The 17742-nt window shown below is 68.3% G+C and carries 21 protein-coding genes; 11 read left to right on the top strand and 10 right to left on the bottom strand.

Annotated elements, in window-relative coordinates:
* Positions 1 to 310: 310 nt before the first annotated feature.
* The 3 genes from NJ1_RS38985 to NJ1_RS13650 are packed head-to-tail and all read left to right on the top strand — an operon-like array spanning position 311 to position 3659.
* Positions 311 to 463 carry a hypothetical protein gene (locus NJ1_RS38985; RefSeq protein WP_157573933.1) on the top strand — a complete coding sequence of 51 codons (153 nt, stop codon included), beginning with the start codon at positions 311 to 313 and terminating at the stop codon, positions 461 to 463.
* Positions 460 to 2961, top strand: coding sequence for an ATP-binding protein (locus NJ1_RS13655; RefSeq protein WP_067692743.1), 2502 nt, complete (start codon positions 460 to 462; stop codon positions 2959 to 2961). The genes NJ1_RS38985 and NJ1_RS13655 overlap by 4 nt, the downstream gene beginning before the upstream one ends.
* Positions 2958 to 3659 (top strand): response regulator, encoded by a 702-nt coding sequence (locus NJ1_RS13650; protein ID WP_422615751.1) that lies wholly within the window; start codon positions 2958 to 2960, stop codon positions 3657 to 3659. Before NJ1_RS13655 ends, NJ1_RS13650 begins: the two co-directional genes overlap by 4 nt.
* A 20-nt stretch (positions 3660 to 3679) precedes the next feature.
* Here NJ1_RS13650 and NJ1_RS13645 read toward each other — a convergent pair whose 3' ends face one another.
* Entirely contained in the window at positions 3680 to 4873 is a 1194-nt protein-coding gene (locus NJ1_RS13645; protein WP_218025183.1) for a cytochrome P450, read from the bottom strand.
* Between the two features lie 131 nt (positions 4874 to 5004).
* Complete coding sequence (locus NJ1_RS13640) at positions 5005 to 5550, bottom strand: TerD family protein (protein ID WP_245717370.1); 546 nt, start codon at positions 5548 to 5550, stop codon at positions 5005 to 5007.
* 207 nt (positions 5551 to 5757) lie between these two features.
* Here NJ1_RS13640 and NJ1_RS13635 point away from each other — a divergent pair, with 207 nt between their 5' ends.
* The 6 genes from NJ1_RS13635 to NJ1_RS13610 all read left to right on the top strand — a co-directional run bounded on the left by NJ1_RS13635 (position 5758) and on the right by NJ1_RS13610 (position 10080).
* Positions 5758 to 6435, top strand: coding sequence for an HAD family hydrolase (locus tag NJ1_RS13635; protein ID WP_067692741.1), 678 nt, complete (start codon positions 5758 to 5760; stop codon positions 6433 to 6435).
* A 135-nt stretch (positions 6436 to 6570) separates the two neighbouring features.
* Positions 6571 to 7035: an OsmC family protein gene (locus tag NJ1_RS13630; RefSeq protein WP_067692738.1), complete on the top strand. Its 465-nt coding sequence runs from the start codon at positions 6571 to 6573 to the stop codon at positions 7033 to 7035.
* Between the two features lie 10 nt (positions 7036 to 7045).
* Positions 7046 to 7327 carry an acylphosphatase gene (locus tag NJ1_RS13625; RefSeq protein ID WP_067692737.1) on the top strand — a complete coding sequence of 94 codons (282 nt, stop codon included), beginning with the start codon at positions 7046 to 7048 and terminating at the stop codon, positions 7325 to 7327.
* A 27-nt stretch (positions 7328 to 7354) separates the two neighbouring features.
* Positions 7355 to 8413 (top strand): hypothetical protein, encoded by a 1059-nt coding sequence (locus NJ1_RS40480; protein WP_245717369.1) that lies wholly within the window; start codon positions 7355 to 7357, stop codon positions 8411 to 8413.
* Positions 8413 to 9582 (top strand): glutathionylspermidine synthase family protein, encoded by a 1170-nt coding sequence (locus NJ1_RS13615; RefSeq protein WP_067692736.1) that lies wholly within the window; start codon positions 8413 to 8415, stop codon positions 9580 to 9582. Before NJ1_RS40480 ends, NJ1_RS13615 begins: the two co-directional genes overlap by 1 nt.
* Positions 9583 to 9627: 45 nt before the next feature.
* Positions 9628 to 10080 carry a DUF350 domain-containing protein gene (locus tag NJ1_RS13610; RefSeq protein WP_067692734.1) on the top strand — a complete coding sequence of 151 codons (453 nt, stop codon included), beginning with the start codon at positions 9628 to 9630 and terminating at the stop codon, positions 10078 to 10080.
* Between the two features lie 126 nt (positions 10081 to 10206).
* Here the strand turns inward: NJ1_RS13610 and NJ1_RS13605 are convergent, their stop codons facing one another.
* From NJ1_RS13605 to NJ1_RS13585, 6 genes are all read right to left on the bottom strand, one after another.
* Positions 10207 to 10788: a dihydrofolate reductase family protein gene (locus NJ1_RS13605; RefSeq protein WP_067692731.1), complete on the bottom strand. Its 582-nt coding sequence runs from the start codon at positions 10786 to 10788 to the stop codon at positions 10207 to 10209.
* 96 nt (positions 10789 to 10884) lie between these two features.
* A complete protein-coding gene (mutM, locus tag NJ1_RS13600; protein ID WP_067692729.1) occupies positions 10885 to 11742 on the bottom strand; it encodes a bifunctional DNA-formamidopyrimidine glycosylase/DNA-(apurinic or apyrimidinic site) lyase in 858 nt (285 codons plus the stop codon).
* Positions 11742 to 12512: a ribonuclease III gene (rnc, locus tag NJ1_RS13595; RefSeq protein ID WP_067692727.1), complete on the bottom strand. Its 771-nt coding sequence runs from the start codon at positions 12510 to 12512 to the stop codon at positions 11742 to 11744. The genes mutM and rnc overlap by 1 nt, the downstream gene beginning before the upstream one ends.
* A 20-nt stretch (positions 12513 to 12532) precedes the next feature.
* The gene (rpmF, locus tag NJ1_RS37940) at positions 12533 to 12715 is read right to left on the bottom strand and encodes a 50S ribosomal protein L32 (protein WP_084478121.1); all 183 of its coding nucleotides are present in this window, start codon (positions 12713 to 12715) and stop codon (positions 12533 to 12535) included.
* A gap of 2 nt (positions 12716 to 12717) precedes the next feature.
* Entirely contained in the window at positions 12718 to 13380 is a 663-nt protein-coding gene (locus tag NJ1_RS13590; RefSeq protein ID WP_067692725.1) for a YceD family protein, read from the bottom strand.
* A 169-nt stretch (positions 13381 to 13549) separates the two neighbouring features.
* Positions 13550 to 14296 (bottom strand): DivIVA domain-containing protein, encoded by a 747-nt coding sequence (locus NJ1_RS13585; protein ID WP_067692723.1) that lies wholly within the window; start codon positions 14294 to 14296, stop codon positions 13550 to 13552.
* A gap of 312 nt (positions 14297 to 14608) precedes the next feature.
* On the opposite strand from NJ1_RS13585, the gene NJ1_RS13580 reads away from it, so the two are divergent.
* Both NJ1_RS13580 and NJ1_RS13575 read left to right on the top strand, forming a co-directional pair.
* Positions 14609 to 15118: a GtrA family protein gene (locus NJ1_RS13580; protein ID WP_084478119.1), complete on the top strand. Its 510-nt coding sequence runs from the start codon at positions 14609 to 14611 to the stop codon at positions 15116 to 15118.
* A gap of 286 nt (positions 15119 to 15404) precedes the next feature.
* Positions 15405 to 16373: a putative endonuclease domain-containing protein gene (locus NJ1_RS13575; protein ID WP_157573931.1), complete on the top strand. Its 969-nt coding sequence runs from the start codon at positions 15405 to 15407 to the stop codon at positions 16371 to 16373.
* 115 nt (positions 16374 to 16488) lie between these two features.
* On the opposite strand, the gene coaD is transcribed toward NJ1_RS13575, so the two are convergent.
* On the bottom strand, positions 16489 to 16974 hold the full coding sequence (coaD, locus tag NJ1_RS13570; protein ID WP_067692722.1) for a pantetheine-phosphate adenylyltransferase: 486 nt from the start codon (positions 16972 to 16974) through the stop codon (positions 16489 to 16491).
* Positions 16975 to 17016: 42 nt separating this feature from the next.
* A complete protein-coding gene (locus tag NJ1_RS13565) occupies positions 17017 to 17673 on the bottom strand; it encodes an RsmD family RNA methyltransferase (protein ID WP_067692720.1) in 657 nt (218 codons plus the stop codon).
* Positions 17674 to 17742: the final 69 nt, after the last annotated feature.

Raw genomic sequence — 17742 nt, 5'->3', positions numbered from 1 at the left:
GCGTTCAGCGCCATCGGCCCCGGTGTCCACCGACGGCACGGGCGGCGTTGCGCAAACACGTGGGCACGGATCAACGACGTGCCCCAGCGAGCGGATCCGGATGCCCGCGTCGCCAGGCTTCGGCGCGGAGTCCGGCGTGATCGGGGAACCCGCGGGCGTGTCGCTGCGAGGGCGTCAACATCGGACGTGCAAGCGTTAAGAAATCGTCAAGGGCGAGGTCCGGGCCGGTCGTGACGGTAAACAGAGAGCAGCGTGATCGGGCGACCGCTCGGGCACGCGTGTCGATTCATGGATCAGTAAGGAGACGACCGTGCCGGATATCGCCGTCACACTGATGGTGATCCTCGGGTTCCTCGGGGGTGCGCTGTTCCTGCGGGCGCTGGCGACCGCGGAGCCCACCCGTGTCCGGGTGCGCGTGACCCGGCCGGGGTCGCGAGTGGCGCGCGCGAAGATGGACGAGTGAAACGCGGCCAACTACGGATCTACCTGGGAGCTGCCCCCGGTGTGGGGAAGACCTTCTCCATGCTGTCGGAGGCGCAGCGGCGGATCGCGCGCGGGCGCGATGTGGTGGCGGCCGTGGTGGAGACGCACGGGCGGTCCAAGACCGCGGAGATGCTGGCGGGGATCGAGCGGATCCCGCCCCGGATGATGGAGTACCGCGGGACCACACTGCCGGAACTGGACGTGGAGGCGGTGCTGCGGCGTCGGCCCACCGTGGTGCTCGTGGACGAACTCGCGCACACCAATGTGCCGGGCAGCAAGCACGAGAAGCGCTGGCAGGACGTGCGGGAGCTGCTCGACGCCGGAATCGATGTGGTGTCGACGGTGAACGTGCAGCATCTCGAGAGTCTCAACGACGTGGTCGAGCAGATCACGGGCGTGGTGCAGCGGGAAACGGTGCCGGACTGGGTGGTTCGCTCGGCCGATCAGGTGGAGCTGGTCGACATCACTCCGGAAGCGTTGCGGCGCAGACTGTCCCACGGGAACGTGTACGCCGCCGACAAGGTGGACGCGGCGCTGCGCAAGTACTTCCGGCCCGGAAACCTCACCGCCCTACGGGAATTGGCGCTGCTGTGGCTGGCCGATCAGGTCGACGCGGCACTGGCCAAGTACCGGGAGGACCATCACATCACCGACACCTGGGAAGCCAGGGAGCGGCTCGTGGTGGCCGTGACCGGCGGTCCGGAATCGGAGACCATCGTGCGCCGGGCCAGCCGGATCGCGGCCAAATCCAGCGCCGAACTGATCGTGGTGCACGTCGTGCGCGGTGACGGACTGGCCGGTGTGCCGACCCAGCGGCTGGCGCGGTTGCGCGATCTGGCCACCGGTCTGGACGCGAGCCTGCACACCATCACCGGCGAGAAGGTGCACACCGCGCTGCTGGATTTCGCCAGACAGGTGAACGCCACACAGCTGGTTCTGGGTACCTCACGGCGCTCGCGCTGGGCCCGGATGCTGGACGAGGGCATCGGCGCGACCGTGGTGCAGGAGTCGGGAAAGATCGACGTGCACATGGTGACCCACGAAGAATCCGGGAAGGGCTTCCGCTGGTCGTCCCTGACCCGGCGTGAACGCCAGCTCGGATCCTGGTCCGCGGCGATCATCGTGCCGTCGCTCATCTGCCTGATCAACGCGCTCTGGCTGGACGACTGGCTCGATCTGGGCGGCGAGAGCTCGCTGTTCTTCATCGGCGTGATCGCGGTCGCGCTGTTCGGCGGCGTGGCACCCGCGGCATTGTCGGCGTTGCTGTCCGGGGTGCTGCTGAACTGGTTCTTCACCGAACCCCGCTACAGCCTCACCATCGATCAACTGGACAACTTCCTCACCATCGTGGTGCTGCTGCTGGTCGCGGTGGCGGTGGCGGCACTGGTCGATGTGGCGGCCAAGCGAACGCGCGAGGCGCGCAAGGCTTCCCGGCAGGCCGAGTTGCTCGCGGTGTTCGCCGGAGCGGTCCTGCACGGCGCGGATCTGCCCGATCTGCTGGAGAAGGCCCGCGAGACCTACCGGCAGGACGCGGTCAGCCTCGTCACCGACGAAGGGCTGGTCGCCTCGGCCGGCGAGCACGCGCCCAGGGCCGTCATCGACGCCGATACCGCCGTCGAGGCCGGCGACGACCTGCACTGGCTGCTGCTGCGCGGCGGCCCGCTCACCTCCGCGGATCGAATGGTGCTGGGCGCGGTGGCAAATCAGGCCGCGGGGCTGCTGCAGCAACAGCAGCTGCGGCAGGAGGCCAGCGCCGCCCAAGCGGTCATGGAGGCGGACAAACTGCGGCGCGCCCTGCTGTCGGCGGTCAGTCACGATCTGCGCACCCCGCTCGCCGCGGCGAAGGCCGCGGTGTCGAGTCTGCGCAGTGACGACGTCGAGTTCTCCGCCGAGGACACCGCCGAATTGCTGGAAACCACCGAGGAATCCGTGGATCAGCTGACCGCACTGGTCGGGAATCTGCTGGACTCCTCCCGGCTCGCCGTCGGCGTGATCACGCCGCAGCTGCGACGCGTCTACCTCGACGAGGTGGTGCACCACGCGCTCATGGGCATGGGCACGCGGGGCCTGCGCCGCGCGGCGATGAACCGGGTGAAGGTCGAGGTCGGCACGGTGTCGGTCAGTGCCGACAGCGGACTGCTGGAACGGGTCCTGGCCAATCTGATCGACAACGCGGTGCGCTACTCCCCCGTCGACGCGCCCGTGTGGGTGCGGGCCGAGCGCACCGGGCGGCACGTCGCCATCACCGTCGTGGACTCGGGCCCCGGCGTCCCGACCGGAATGGAAGATCAGCTCTTCGAACCGTTCCAGCGGCTCGGAGACCGCGACAATTCCACCGGCGTCGGCCTGGGCCTGTCGGTGGTGCGCGGCTTCGTCGACGCCATGGGCGGGACCGTGCACGCGGAACCGACGCCCGGCGGCGGACTGACCATGGTGATCGATCTGCCCGCCGATGACGAGGAACAGGAGAACGCGTGACGAACGCGGTGCCCGCGCCGACCAAGGTGCTCGTGGTCGACGACGAACCTCAGATCCTGCGCGCCCTGCGCATCAATCTGTCGGTCCGCGGCTACGAGGTGATCACCGCGTCCAACGGCGCGGCGGCCCTGCGCGCGGCCGCGGAGAAGCATCCCGACGTGGTGGTCCTGGATCTCGGACTGCCCGATATGGACGGCATCGACGTGCTCGCCGGACTGCGCGGCTGGTCCACCGCACCGGTGATCGTGCTCTCCGCGCGCACCGACTCCTCCGACAAGGTGGAGGCGCTGGACGCGGGCGCGGACGACTACGTCACCAAACCCTTCGGCATGGACGAACTGCTGGCCCGGTTGCGCGCCGCGGTCCGCCGCGCGGCCGGCACCGCCGACACCTCCGAACCGGTGATCGACACCGCGTCCTTCACCGTCGATCTCGCGGCCAAGCAGGTCACCCGGCACGGCCGCGTCGTGCACCTCACCCCGACCGAATGGGGCGTGCTGGAGATGCTGGTGCGCAATCGGGGCAAGCTGGTGGGGCGGCGCGAGCTGCTGCGCGAGGTGTGGGGTCCGTCGTACGCGACCGAAACCCACTATCTGCGTGTGTATCTCGCGCAGCTGCGGCGCAAACTGGAGGACGACCCGTCACAGCCCAAGCACCTGCTCACCGAGGCCGGAATGGGGTATCGCTTCCAGGCGTGAGGAACTCCCGCGGGGACGTCTCAGCGGGACAGCCTGACCGGCATCGATTTGAGCCCGTTGTTGAGGTTGGAGCGGATCCGGCGCGAATTCCCGGTCTGCTCGATCCGGGGAAAGCGCGAGAGCAGCTCCTCGAAGAACACCCGGCCCTCGAGCCGGGCCAGGTGCACACCGAGGCAGAAGTGCTGAGCCAGCCCGAACGACAAGTGCGGGTTGGGGTTTCGCCGGATGTCGAATCGCTGCGGATCGACGAAGACCTCCTCGTCACGATTGGCCGAGGTGTACCACATGGCGACCTTGTCACCGGCCTTGATCCGCACGCCGCGAATCTCGGTGTCCGCGGTGGCGGTGCGCCGGAAGTAGTGCAGCGGGTTGGCGTACCGCAGGATCTCCTCGACCGCACCGGGAAGGAGCTTCGGATCCGCGCGCAGCGCCGCCAACTGCTCCGGATGTTGCAGCAGCAGTTCGAGTCCCGAGGACAGCATGGTCTTGGTGGTGTCGTTGCCGGCCGTCACCAGCTGGGTGAAGAAACTGCCGAACTCGAGGTCCGACATGGCCTTTCCGCCGAACTCACCGGCCAGGATGAGCGAGGTCAGATCGGCCCGCGGCTCCTGCTCGCGCCGCGCCATGGCGAACTGGATCGCGTAGATCGCCATCTTGGTGACCTCGGCCGTCGCGTCGAAATCTCCGGCCAGCTCCGGATCCTGCTGGCTGGTGGACTGTTCCGCCCAGTGCCGGATGTTCGGCCAATCCCGCTCGGGTATTCCGAACAGTCCGCCGACCACCTGACTCGGCAGCACTCCGGCGACGTCGTGCACGAATTCCACATCGCCCTCGACACCGTCGAGCAGCGCGCGGGTCAATTCCCGCACCCGATCCTCGAGCTCGCCGATCACGCGCGCTTTGAAGTGCTCCGCCAGCGGTTTCCGGTATTCGGTGTGCCGCGGCGGATCCATCATGAGCAGCATGTTGCGGGTCTGCTCCAGCCGTTCGGGCGGCTGGTTCTCCAGGATCACCCCGCCGATCTCGGCGGAGAACAACTCCGGATGCCTGGCGACATGGGCCACGTCGGCATGCCTGAGAACCGCCCAGTAGCCGGGCTCGCCCGGCATCTCCTGCCAGTACACCGGCTGCGTGCGCCGCAGCTCGGCGAGCGTCTCGTGGATCGGCCCCTCGACATACAGCTCGGGGTCGTAGATGTCCAAGACCGTGCTCACGGTCACCTCGGTATTCACTTGCGGGTGTGCGTCTTTCGAGGACCGTAACCCCGCGCCGCGAACCGCGTCGCGATTCCACCGAAGGGTCCCGGTGACCGGCACCGCGATCCACGCCCGGAACCCGCTCGCGGCTACACCAGGAACTGGCCGAGCAGCGGTGCGGCATCGACCGGATGCCGCGCCTCGATCGCCGAATTGATCTCCTCGAACCCCCAGCCGACCTCGTCCCGCACCAGCGAACCCATCACCAGGCCGGTGTGCGGCAGACCGCTCAGGTCGTAGCGCAGCATCTCCACGCCCGAGCCGCTGTCGATCAGCCGGCAGAAGGGATTGCCGATGCTCGAAAAGAGCTGGCCCGTATAGCAGGTGACGAGGAACAGCACCTTGGTCACCTGCGGCGATATCCGGGTCAGATCCACGGTGACGACCTCGTCGTCTCCGCGTCCCTCACCGGTGATGCTGTCGCCGTTGTGACGCACCGCGCCGTCCGCGGAATTCAGCTGCTCGTGGAACACCACGTCCACCAGCACGTCCACGCTGAACATCAGCGCGGCCACGTTCAGATCGATCTCGCCGAATTCTCCTGCGTCCCAAGAGGTCTCCGCTGGATCCCAGCCGAGCCCCACCGATATCATTCCCAGGCTCGCGCCCGACGTGTCTCGCAGCGCGATGAACACCGTTCTCCCCGTTCTCTTGCCGACGGGCTGCTGCCACCCGGCCGAGCTCACCCTCTCGAGAACGCGCCATCGACCGGACGCGACAACGCGCCCTTGCGTAAACATGCCGCATGAATCACAACCCGGCAAACGGGAACCGACCACTCGGCGAACAACCCTGGCTTACCCCGGCGAATCGGTTTCGAACCGGACCCGGACGATAGAGACATGTCTGCTGCGGCCCTGATATTCGATATGGACGGCGTACTCATCGACACCGAGCCGATCTGGGAGGAGGTGCGGCGCGAGTACATCGGCGAGATGGGTGGACGATGGCTGGCCGACACCCAGGACCGGTTCATGGGAATGAGCACCGCGGAGTGGTCGGAGTACACGAGCGCGGATCTGCTCGACGGGAAGCGAACTCCGCCGGAGGTGGCCGAGGACGTCATCGCACGAATGAGCGCGCGGTACGCCGAGCAGCTGCCGCTCATGCCCGGCGCGGTGGAGACCGTGCGCACGCTGGCGCTGCGGTACCCCCTGGGGCTGGCCAGTTCCTCACCGCGCCGGCTGATCGACGTGGTGCTGAGCCATATGGGCGTCACCTCGCTGTTCCGGGCGACCGTCTCGACCGAGGAGGTGGAGCGCGGCAAACCGGCACCGGACGGATATCTCGCGGCCGCGCGGCGCATGGGCGTCGCGCCCGAGCAATGCGTCGCAGTCGAGGATTCCAGCAACGGCCTGCGCTCGGCGGCCGCGGCGGGCATGACGGTGATCGCGGTGCCGCATCCCCGGTACCCACCCGCGGCCGACGCCATCGCGCTCGCGGCGACGGTGGCCCACAGCCTGAAAGCGGTGACGCCGGAGTTGATCGCGACCCTCACCACGACGGCGGAATTCCGCTGACCGTCTCCGCGTTGGGAACGCAGCGGCCGCTGAACGGGCATGTCACGCCGGGGTTCGGGGCGAATCCGACCCCGGCGCCGCGATGCCCGCCCAGCCCTCGCGCCCTGTGCCAGCACCCAATGGGAGGATCTTGATATGTCCGAGCAGACCGCCGCACCGCAGACCGCAACACCCGCCACCGCCACCGAACCGGTGGAACTGTGGGCCGAACGCACCGGAACCCGCGCGTACACCGGCCGCAACAATCGTGGCGGCGAGGTGCTGATCGCATCCGCGGGCGTGCCCGGCGCGTTCACCCCGGGCGAGCTGCTGAAGATCGCGCTCGCGGGCTGCACCGGCCTCAGCGCCGACTTCACCCTCTCGCGCAAACTCGGTGAGAGCTTCGACGCCACCGTGCGCGTGAGCGGCGACGCCGACCGCGAGAACGAGACCTACCCCGAGCTCACCGAATCGTTCGAGCTCGACCTCAGCGAGCTCGACGAGCAGACCCGGGAGCGCCTGCTGGTCGCCGCGCAGCGCTCGATCGACAAGGTGTGCACCGTCGGACGCACCCTCAAGGCGGGCACCAAGGTCAGTCTGACCTTCCGCGCGGACGACTGACCGCCCGCGCGTGAACTCCGAGACGACCCGGCTCAGCGCCTGGGTGCACGGGCGCGTGCAAGGCGTCGGCTTCCGCTGGTGGACCCGGTCCCGCGCCCTGGAGCTGGGCCTGACCGGGTACGCCCGCAATCACCGCGACGGCCGCGTGCACGTCGTCGCCGAGGGATCGCGCGGTGCGTGTGAGAAGCTGCTCGCGCTGTTGAACTCCGGCGATACGCCTGGCCGGGTAGATCTCGTTGTGGAAGACTGGGCCGCCACACCGGGCGGCATGGCGGGATTCGAGGAGCGTTAGTGCGGGGAGAGTTCGAGGAGTCGACCGTTGGCCATTGAACGCTTCGGCGACAAACCCGATGATCCGGAACGCGGGCCCGGCACACCGGAACCCGATGACGCACGCCCCGACTCTTCCACGCCCGAAGGCGAGCAGTGGGGATCGGGCGGCCACCCGATCACCCCGCGCGCACGCCCGGTACCGGCCGCGGAATCCACATCCCCGGGAGCGGCGACGCCGGGAACCCCATGGCCCGAAGGACTTCCGGAGCCGGAGGCCGACGACCGCCCGGTAGCGGCGGATTCCGGACCCACGAACTCCGGATCTCCCACGGGCCGAGACACTCCCGGTGGCTTCGGAACCCCCACGGAGCCCGGCGCCCCCGGAGGTTTCGGCGCTCCCGCGGGCACCGGGGATCCGCAGTTCACCCCCGGCGCGTTCGAGATGCCCGCCCCCTCGCTCGATCCCGCGGCTGCGCCGGTGCCCGCGACCTTCGATCCCCCGGCGCCCCGGCGTGGCCGCATGCAGGTGCAGCAGGCCGGGGTCACTCAGCCGCGCCCGCCCACGGTCGCGGAGGCGCGAGCGCGGGAGAAGGCGCAGCGCCGCGCGCAGGAACAGGCGCAGGCGGAGATCGATGCCGCCGAGGACAAGCGCAAGAAGCGCAAGAAGCTGCTGATCGGCGGTGTCGCGGTGGTCGGCGTCGCGGCCCTGGTCGGCGGCGGCTATCTGGCCTACAGCGCGCTCACCGCACCCGAGGTGACCGCCTACTGCACGGTGGTGGCCAACAAGGGCCAGACCGTCGCGCTCGGCAACGGGCAGAGCATCGTCGCCGATCACGACGGCCAGGAGATCATCGTGGCCGACGACAGCTGCCAGAAGGCGACCTCGTCGGGCACGTACAACAGCGGCTTCGGCGGCGTCTATATCTTCAACGGCGGCCAGTACCGCTACTACTACGGCGGCAGCGGCGCCGACAACACCCTCGGCAAGGCGCCCTCGGGCGGAACCACCGTGACGCCGAAGGGTGCGAGCATCAAGACCAAGAGCGGCAGCACCATTCAGCGTGGCGGACTGGGCGCGAAAATCGGCGGGAGCAGTGGTTCGTGATGCGGCGAGTGCGGAGCACGCCGCGCCCCGGCTGGGAGCAGACCATTCAGGGCCAGGGCCTGGTGTACGGCTCGCCGGGCCGTGACGCCCAGGGACAGCCGCGGCCCTACTGGGACGAATCGGTGCACTACGAGTTCGACATGGCCGAGATCCTCTCGCTCGAAGCGCAGGTCGAGGTGCTGCACTCGATGTGCCTGCACGCGGTCGAGCACATCATCCTGACCGAGCGCTTCGCCGATTTCGGTCTGCCGCAATGGAGTTGGGAGCACATCGCCAACTCCTGGAAACGCTCGGACCCGCACGTCTACGGCCGCTTCGATCTGCGATACGACGGACGCGGACCGGCGAAGCTGTTGGAGTACAACGCCGATACGCCCACCTCCCTGCTGGAGGCGGCGATCGTGCAGTGGCACTGGCTGACCGACACGCACCCGGACGACGATCAGTGGAACTCGTTGCACGAGAAGCTGGTCGAGCGCTGGAGCGAGCTGCGCGATCTGCTGCCCAGCTCCGAACTGCACTTCAGCTGGTCCGGCTCGGACGCCTCGGGTGAGGACAATGTCACCACCGCATACCTGCAGGAGACCGCCGCCGAGGCCGGCTTCGACACCGTCGCGCTGCCCATCGAGGACATCGGATTCGATACGGAGCTGGAGCGTTTCGTCGATCTGGCCGAAGCCCCGATCGATTCCATCTTCAAGCTGTACCCGTGGGAATGGGTGCTGGACGACGACTTCGGCAAACGAGTCACCCAGTCGCTGCCAAGCACCATGTGGCTCGAACCGCTGTGGAAGACCATGCTCTCGAACAAGGCCATGCTGGCGGTGCTGTGGGAGATGTACCCCGGCCACCCCAACCTGCTGCCGACCTATCTCGACGACCCGCACGAGCTCACCGAGTACATCCGCAAGCCCAAACTCGGTCGTGAGGGCGCGAACATGACCATCGTGGGCGCGGGCATGGAGACCGCCACCGGCGGCGTCTACGGCGAAGAGGGCTTCGTCTACCAATTGCTCGACCCGCTACCGGAATTCGACGGTATGCGTCCCGTGCTCGGCGCGTGGATCGTCGGGGACACCTCGGCCGGTCTCGGCATCCGCGAGACGGCCGGGTTGATCACCGACGACGGCGCCGCCTTCGTCCCGCACCGCATTCCGCAGCAGTCCTGACCCACCCGCTTCCCCGACCGCACCCCACTACCTGGAGGACCATCGATGACCACCACGCTCGCACTCGAAGCCGGGTACTGGAGTTCACTCGGCCGCGGCGTCGGCGCGATTCTCCTCTACGCGCTCGTCGGCCTGGTGCTCATGCTCCTGGGCTTCTTCGCCGTGGACCTGACCACCCCGGGCAGCCTGCGCGGCATGGTCGCGCAGGGTCTGCCGAACGCGGTGATCGTCAGCGCCGCGGGCATGATCAGCATGGCGTTCATCGTGGTGCTGGCCATCTACTCCTCGGCGGGCAAGCTCGGCGAGGGCCTGATCGCGGCCGGCGTCTACGGCCTGGTCGGCATTGTCGCGCAGGTGATCTCGGTCCGCGTCATCGAATTCGTCTTCGGCATCGATATCGGCGCGGTCCTGAAGAGTCCCGAATTCAGCACCGAGGCGCTCATGGTCGCCGCCGCGCACTTCGCCCTCGGCCTGGTCGTCGCCGTCGCGATTCTCTGAGCACATACGCAGCCGCACAACCGAATCCGTGCCCGCGCCCGAGTTCCGGGGGCGGGCACGGTCGTGTCGCGGTGGGGCCGAAGGCGTTTCGCGCTCAGGCCGACCCGGGCTCGACCACGCGCGGACTCAGCGCACCCGGCTGTACTTGATGAACGCCACGCCGTCCTCGAACACCCGACTGGTCTGCACCCGGAAGCGGGTGGCCTCGGGCAAGCGTGACCCCGAACCGAACAGCGGCCGACCGTGACCCAGCACGATCGGATACAGCTTCAGGAAGACCTGATCGATCTCCGGCAGCAGCGTCTGCGCCAGTTCGCCGCCGCCGCACAGCCAGATGCCGAGGCCCTTCTCGCGCTTGAGCTCCCGCACCCGGGCCAGCGGATCGGTGGAGATCAACTCCACATCCGAGGCGGGCGCCTCCGGGAGCGTGGTGGAGACCACGAACTGCCGCAGATGCGAATAGGGGCTGGAGGTCCCGGTGCGGACGCCGAAATCGTGGGTCTTGCGGCCCATCACGACGGTGTCGAAGGTGGTGCTGGGTTTGTCCACGCAGAGCGCCTCGCGCACCTTGGTGGGCAGTGTTTCGGGATACTGCGCGATGATCGCCGGGCCGTGGTCACCCCCGACCGGGAAGAAATCGACCGAACCGTCCTCGGAAGCGATGAACCCGTCGATCGTGGCTGCGACGTAGTAGGTCAGTTTGCGCATTGGTCCCTCCAGCCGGCACCACGCGTGCCGCTGGGAAAAAGGTAGCGCTTCGAGGCGATCGAATGGTGGGCTAGTTCCAACCTACGGCATGAACGGTCAGCTACGCGGCCGTGCCTGGCAGCGCGGGCACGAGAACGAGGAGCGGTTCATGAACTTCTCGCGGACCATGGGCGCACCGCAGCGGCGGCACGGTTCGTGCTCGCGGCCGTAGGCATTGAGCGAGCGCTCGAAATAGCCGGACTGACCGTTCACGTTGACGTACAGCGCGTCGAAGGAGGTGCCGCCGGCCAGCAGGGCTTCACCCATCACCGTCTGCACCTCGGTGAGCAGGGAGTGCAGCACCGGGCGGGTCAGCTTGGCCGCGACCCGTTCGCCGTGGATCCCGGCCCGCCACAGCGCCTCGTCGGCGTAGATGTTGCCGACCCCGGAGATGACGGTCTGATCCAGCAGCACCCGCTTGATCTCGGACTGCTTGGCGCGCAAGGCTTTCACGACGCGATCGGGGTCGTACAGCGGATCCAGCGGATCGCGCGCAATGTGCGCGGCCGAATCCGGGACCAGTGAACCGTCCACCTCGACCAGATCGGCCAACTGCCAGCCGCCGAACGTGCGCTGATCGATGAATCGCAACTGCCGCCCGGAATCGAGACCGGCGATGATGTGCGCGTGCTTCTCCAGGGGCGCGTCGGCGGGCTGCACCAGCATCTGCCCGCTCATACCCAGATGCACGACCAGAGAGGTGTCGGGCTCGTCGAAGGTGAGCCAGAGGAATTTGCCGCGCCGCTGCGCGGACTCGACCCGCAGGCCGGTGAGCCGGGCGGCGAGATCGTCCGCGCCGGGCAGGTGCCGCCGCACCGACCTCGGATGCTTGACCGTCACCGACTCGACGGCGCGGCCCACCACATGTTCGGCGAGCCCGCGCCGTACGACTTCGACCTCGGGGAGTTCGGGCATCAGCCGTTGTCGGCCGAGCCCTCGGCGTCCTGGTCGGCGCTATCGGCGTTCAACGCCTGATAGGCCGTGCCGGCCGCCTTCTGTTCCGCTTCCTTCTTGGAGCGGCCCACCCCCTGCCCGTAGGCCTGACCACCGATCACCGCGGTGGCGGTGAACTCCTTGTCGTGGTCGGGCCCGGTGGAGGTGATTTCGTAACTGGGTACACCGATGCCGCGTTCGGCCGTCAGCTCCTGAAGGCTGGTCTTCCAGTCGAGCCCGGCGCCCATGCGGGGGCCACGCTCGAGCAGGGCCGCGAACAGGCGCAGCACGACCTCGCGGGCCGTGTCGATGCCGTGCTCGAGATGCACGGCTCCGAGCAACGACTCCATGCCGTCGGCGAGAATGCTCGGCTTGTCCCGGCCGCCGGTGAGCTCTTCGCCCTTGCCGAGCAGCAGGTGGCGGCCGAGGCCGCCCTCGCCGAGCACACGCGCCACCTCGGCCAGCGCGTGCATGTTGACCACGCTCGCGCGCAGCTTCGCCAGCTCGCCCTCGGACTTGTCCGGGTGCTCCAGATAGAGGCGTTCGGTAATGCTCAGACCGAGCACCGAATCGCCCAGAAACTCCAGGCGCTCGTTGGTCGGCAGTCCACCGTTCTCGTAGGCGTACGACCGGTGAGTCAGCGCCAGGCGCAACAACTCCGGTTGTAAGCCCACGCCGAGCGCCTCGAGCAGGCTGGCGTGATCGGCTGCGTCACCCACGGGCGCGCCCACCGTGTCCTTGCTGGCGGTCACTGTCGGCTGGATCCAGGAAGTCAGACCGCAGCCGTGACCTGGCGGCCCTTGTACGTGCCGCAGGACGGGCACGCGATGTGCGGGAGGGTCTGCTGGCCGCAGGCCCGGTTCGGGCAGGTGATCAGGGTAGGCGCGGTGGCCTTCCACTGGCTGCGACGCGCGTGGGTGTTGGCACGAGACATCCGGCGCTTCGGAACGGCCACGACTACTTCTCCTCTGTCTTACTCGCGGCGCCATTGTGGCCCGCAAGGGTGGAATCTGATGATGGGGCGGGGTCCTGGACGGCATCGCCGTCAGCAGCGAAATTCGCGAGCCCGGCCCAGCGAGGGTCAAGTATCTCATGACCGTGGCCGGAACCCGCAATCGCCATCCGTACACCGCATTCCGGGCACAGTCCCGCGCAATCGGGTTCGCACAGCGGCTGCATCGGCAGGTCCAGGCCGACGGCGTCGATCACCACGGGTTCCAGATCGATGAAGTCATCGACCATCCGGTGGATCTCGTCTTCCTCGGTGGTCTGCTCGGTAGCGCTGTCCGGGTAAGCGAAAAGCTCGGTGACATGCAGCTCGAGGTCGCTGGTGAACGGCTCGAGGCACCGCGAGCATTCGCCGTCCAGGGGCGCGGCGATGGTTCCGATGACGAGTACGCCCTCGGAGACCGACTGCAGGGTGAGTTCCATCTCCACCTGTGCGCCCACGGGGATACCGACCATTTCCAGGCCGATTCGTTCCGCGGTGACGACGGTGCGATGCAACTGCTTCATCGAGCCGGGCTTGCGTCCGAGACTGCGCACATCCAGCATGAAACCCGCGTCCTGCGGCGTCTGCTGACGACGAGGGCGCGAATCGGAACCGGATTCAGCGGGCATCTATGGACTCACTCACGCTCGGTGTGGAATGGGCAACCACCCGACAATACCGAAACGGACCGCTCCCACCCAAACCGGTATCGCGTGCTCGCACACGGCAGCGGCGGTGACCACGTGGTCACCGCCGCTGCCGTGCATCCGTTGGGACCGGACTCTCGTCCGCGTCAGTTCAGCGCCGGAACTCCGAGGCGTAGTCCGGCACGCTCGCACCCGTGCGCACCTGCGAGCGGCCGCGGCCGATGATCCGCAGCGTGCTGTTCAGGGTCTCCTCGAAATCGGCCAGCTTGGCGTCGACGTAGTCGTCGCATTCGGTGCGCAGGCGATCGGAGTCGGCCTGGGCCGAATCGATGAGCCGTGCCGATTCGATGTGCGCGGCCCGGACCACCTCGGTCTGGGAGACCAGGCGTTCCTGTTCGGCCTTGCCTTCGGCGACGGACCGGTCGTAGGAGGACTGACCCGCGGTGATCATCCGGTCGGATTCGCTGCGGGCGCGGCCGGTGACAGCCTCGTACTCCGCGTTCCCGTCCGCGACCACGCGTTCGGCCTCGGCCTCGGCCGATCCGACCAGGTGTTCCGCGTGCGCGCGGGCCTCGGCGACCATGCGGTCCGCGTGCGCCTTGGCGTCGGCGAGGATGCGATCGGCCTCGTCGCGCGCAGTGGTGACGGTCTCGTGAGCCTGCGCGTTCGCGCCGGTGACCGCGATCTCGGCGGCATTGCGCGCGTCGACCACGATCTTGTCGCGATGATCGAGGACATCCTGGGCGTCGTCGAGCTCACCCGGGATGGCTTCGCGCACGTCGTCGAGCAGTTCCAGCACCTCGCCGCGCGGCACGATGCAGTTACGGGTCGGCGGAATGCCCCGCGCCTCTTCGATGATGGCCACGAGCTCGTCGAGCGCTTCGAATACCCGGTACATGCTCTTACCCCACTCTCCTGCCAGGACTCACGTCGAGACGATCCTCGTCGCTTACTCGCCAGTCTGCCCGCCAGGACGCGGGCGACAAGGTTCGAACCCGGCGTGTCGGAAACCGGTTTCACCGACGGACTGTGTTTCATCCCGGAATCAGTGTTCCGAAGACCACAAAAACAAGTGGAGGAAACCCCTCCAGTTGGTGTTAAATTCTTGTAGCAAGAAAATGTTGGACCGAGGCAGCGCAGTCTCCAGAGGTTGACAGCAGAAGGAAGTGGAACGCCGGGCCGTGCCTGACGTGTTCGATGGGAAATGACAATGGCTGTCCTGGACATCCCGCAGCGGGCCCCGATGCCCCCACTGGTCGAGACCTATGCGTACGGCGCCGACGTCGTGCGCTCCTCCGGGGCACGCTGGTTCGAGCAGCTCGCGGCCTGGCTGCGCAGTGAGCACACCTTCGCGCAACTCATCCGCTTCGCGCTCGTCGGCGGTCTGAGCAATATCGGCTACCTGCTGCTGTTCCTGGCCTTCTACGGCGGCGGGCCGCAGCTGGCCAACCTGGCCGGATCCATCGTGAGCACCGCCGTGGCCAACGAACTGCACCGGCGCCTGACCTTCCACGCGGCCGGACGGGTGCGCTGGTACACCGCGCAACTCGAGGGCGGCGGCCTGGCGCTCGCGGGCCTGGCGATCACGTCGGCCGGACTGGCCGTCCTGGACAGCACCGCGCCCGGCCTCGGCGGCGGCGCCGAGGCGCTCGCCGTGCTGGCCATCACCGCGGCCGTGGGCACCATCCGCTTCCTGACCCTGCGTCTCTGGGTTTTCTGAGACCTGTAGAGCACCGAAACCTCGCACGCACCGCCCGGGCCCAAAACCCGGCGGGGGTGCGAGGTTTCGTCGTTTTCGCGCCCGAGTGGAACTGACCTCGACGTGCCTGCGTCAAAACAGGCATCGAACGATGAAAGGGGTTCCGACATGGAGCGAGGGCGCGGATGCCTTGGGGGACGGCGGGATACACCCGAACCGCGACCGCAACGACCGACAGGGCGAGCCTGCGAATCCCGGGTGCGACAGCGCCGGTGGCGGGAACGCCCACAGCGGGAGGGGGAATGACATGGTGGAGACAGGTTCGCGACGGCTCGGCCCGGCCGAGGTCGCTACTGGAAGGTATTGCGCGCCACGGTCGATCGCACGGCGGATGCTCGCGGGCGCGGAGACGACCTCGCACGACGCCCCGACCGCATACACCCGGCGTGAACACCACCGGCTGCTGATCGAGGCGATCCTGCCGGACATGTCCGAGCACACGGTGGTCAGCCATCAGTCCGCGGCGGTGCTGTACGGCACCACGCTGTGGCGCACTCCCCTCGATCAGGTGTGCGTGACCCGCAATCGCCGCGGCGGCGGGCGCAATCGGCCGTTCACGAAGGTGCACGGCTCCCCGGTCGATTCGGCCGCCGAGGTGGACGGGCTCCGGGTCACCACGCCCGCGCGCACCGTGCTGGATCTGGCGCTCACCCTGCCGTTCGACGCGGCGGTGGTCGCGGGTGACGCGTTGATCGGCGCGTTCGGCATCGGGACCGACGAATTGGACGAGGAGGTGGCGCGCGCCCGGTGCCGGCACGGTATCGGCCAGGCCAAACAGGTGATCGCCGCTCTGGACGGCCGCAGCCGCAGCATCGGTGAATCGCTGAGCCGCACCATGATCCGCCGTCATCGGCTGCCACCGCCGCGCTCGCAGGGCAATGTGCTGACCCCCGACGGCCGCCTCGTGGGCCGGGTCGACTTCTACTACGAGAACGCGGGCGTGCTGTGTGAATTCGACGGCCCCACCCGCTACGGCCGGCTGCTACACCCGGGCCAGGATCCGGCCACCGCCATCCATCGCGAGCAAGCCCGCGAAACCTACCTGCGCGCACTCGGTTTCGAGGTGGTCCGCTGGACCTGGCACGACATCGTCACCGATACCGCCGCCCGCCGCCTCCGCGCCGCCCTGTCCCGCGCCCGGGCCAACCGCCCCGACGGCCGCGTCGAACCCGCCCCGGCCCCGGCGCCCCGCGGCATCCGAACCTTCTCGCTATGACCGCAATCAGCGTTGCGGTGCACTCGGCGAGTGCACCGCGACGGGGCCGGGCCTGGTAGGGGAACGATCGCCACGCGGTCATCGAGCGACAGGGCTCGCCACAGCGGTGCGGAATCTAGGCCTTACGCTCGGCGATTCGGTCCAGGAGCCGCTTGTGCACGGCGGGCGGGAGCAGGTCGGAGATGTCGCCGCCCAGGGCGGCGACTTCCTTGACCAGGGAGCTGGAGACGAAACTGTAGTGCGGATCGGTGGTGATGAAGAAGGTCTCGACGCCGGTGAGCTTGCGGTTCATCTGCGCCATCTGCATCTCGTAGCCGAAGTCCGTGGCGTCACGCAGGCCCTTGACGATCGCGCCGAGGCCCTCCTGCTTGGCGAAGTCCACCAGCAGTCCGCGCCAGGACTCGACCCGCACGTTAGGCAGATGCGAGGTGACCTCGCGAATCATCTCCATGCGCTCGTCGATGGAGAACATGCCCTGCTTGTTCGGATTGACCACCACGGTCACGACGACTTCTTCGAACTGCGCCGCCGCCCGCGCGATCACATCGACATGTCCGAGGGTCACCGGGTCGAACGAACCCGGGCACAGTGCTCCTGCCATGTCCGAACGCTAGCAGGTGTGTGATCCGGGTCCGGGCCGACGTCAGTCCCGCGGGGCGTACTCCGCCAGATCGATGCGGGTCTCGCCGTAGGTGCGGGACTTCTCCGGCGCGAACTGCTCGGGCCAGTCGAGTTCCGGTGAGCGGGTGGACCGTTCGACCACGACGATCGCCCCGTCCGCCAGCCAGCCGCCCGCCACCAGTGCCCGCAGATCCGCGAGCACCTCCTGCACCTCGACCGCATACGGCGGATCGGAGAACACCAGATCGTACGGGCCACCGACGGGCGAGGCCGCCGCACTCGGCGCACGCTCGGGCGCAGCACCGCCCGCCCGATCGGTGGCGCCGCGTCCCCTACCTACCCCGGCGCTCACCGAGGCGCGCCCGAGGACCGCGCCCACCGTGTTCGTCCGCAGCTCCGCGCCATCTAGCCCGAGGTCACCGATATTGCCCCGAATGACCTGTGCCGCTTTGCGATCGGACTCCACCAGGAGTGCCCGCGAGGCCCCGCGCGACAACGCCTCCAACCCGAGCGCGCCCGACCCCGCGTACAGATCGAGCACCCGAGCCTCGTCGAAGTCCATCCGCGCACCGAGCAGGTTGAACAGTGCCTCGCGCACCCGATCCGAGGTCGGCCGGGTGCCTTCGGGCGGCACCCGCAACCGGCGCCCACCGGCGCTCCCCGCGATGATCCGGGTCATCGACCCATCACCGCTTCGGGCGAACCGGCCTGCGGCGGTGACGATTCCGCTAGTCCCGGCAGCGCTCCC

Origin of the sequence: Nocardia jejuensis NBRC 103114, from assembly GCF_001613145.1 — a bacterium.
Taxonomy (GTDB): Bacteria; Actinomycetota; Actinomycetes; order Mycobacteriales; family Mycobacteriaceae; genus Nocardia; species Nocardia jejuensis.
The sequence above is the reverse complement of the archived record's forward strand: the minus strand, read 5'-3'. Positions and strand labels throughout refer to the sequence as shown.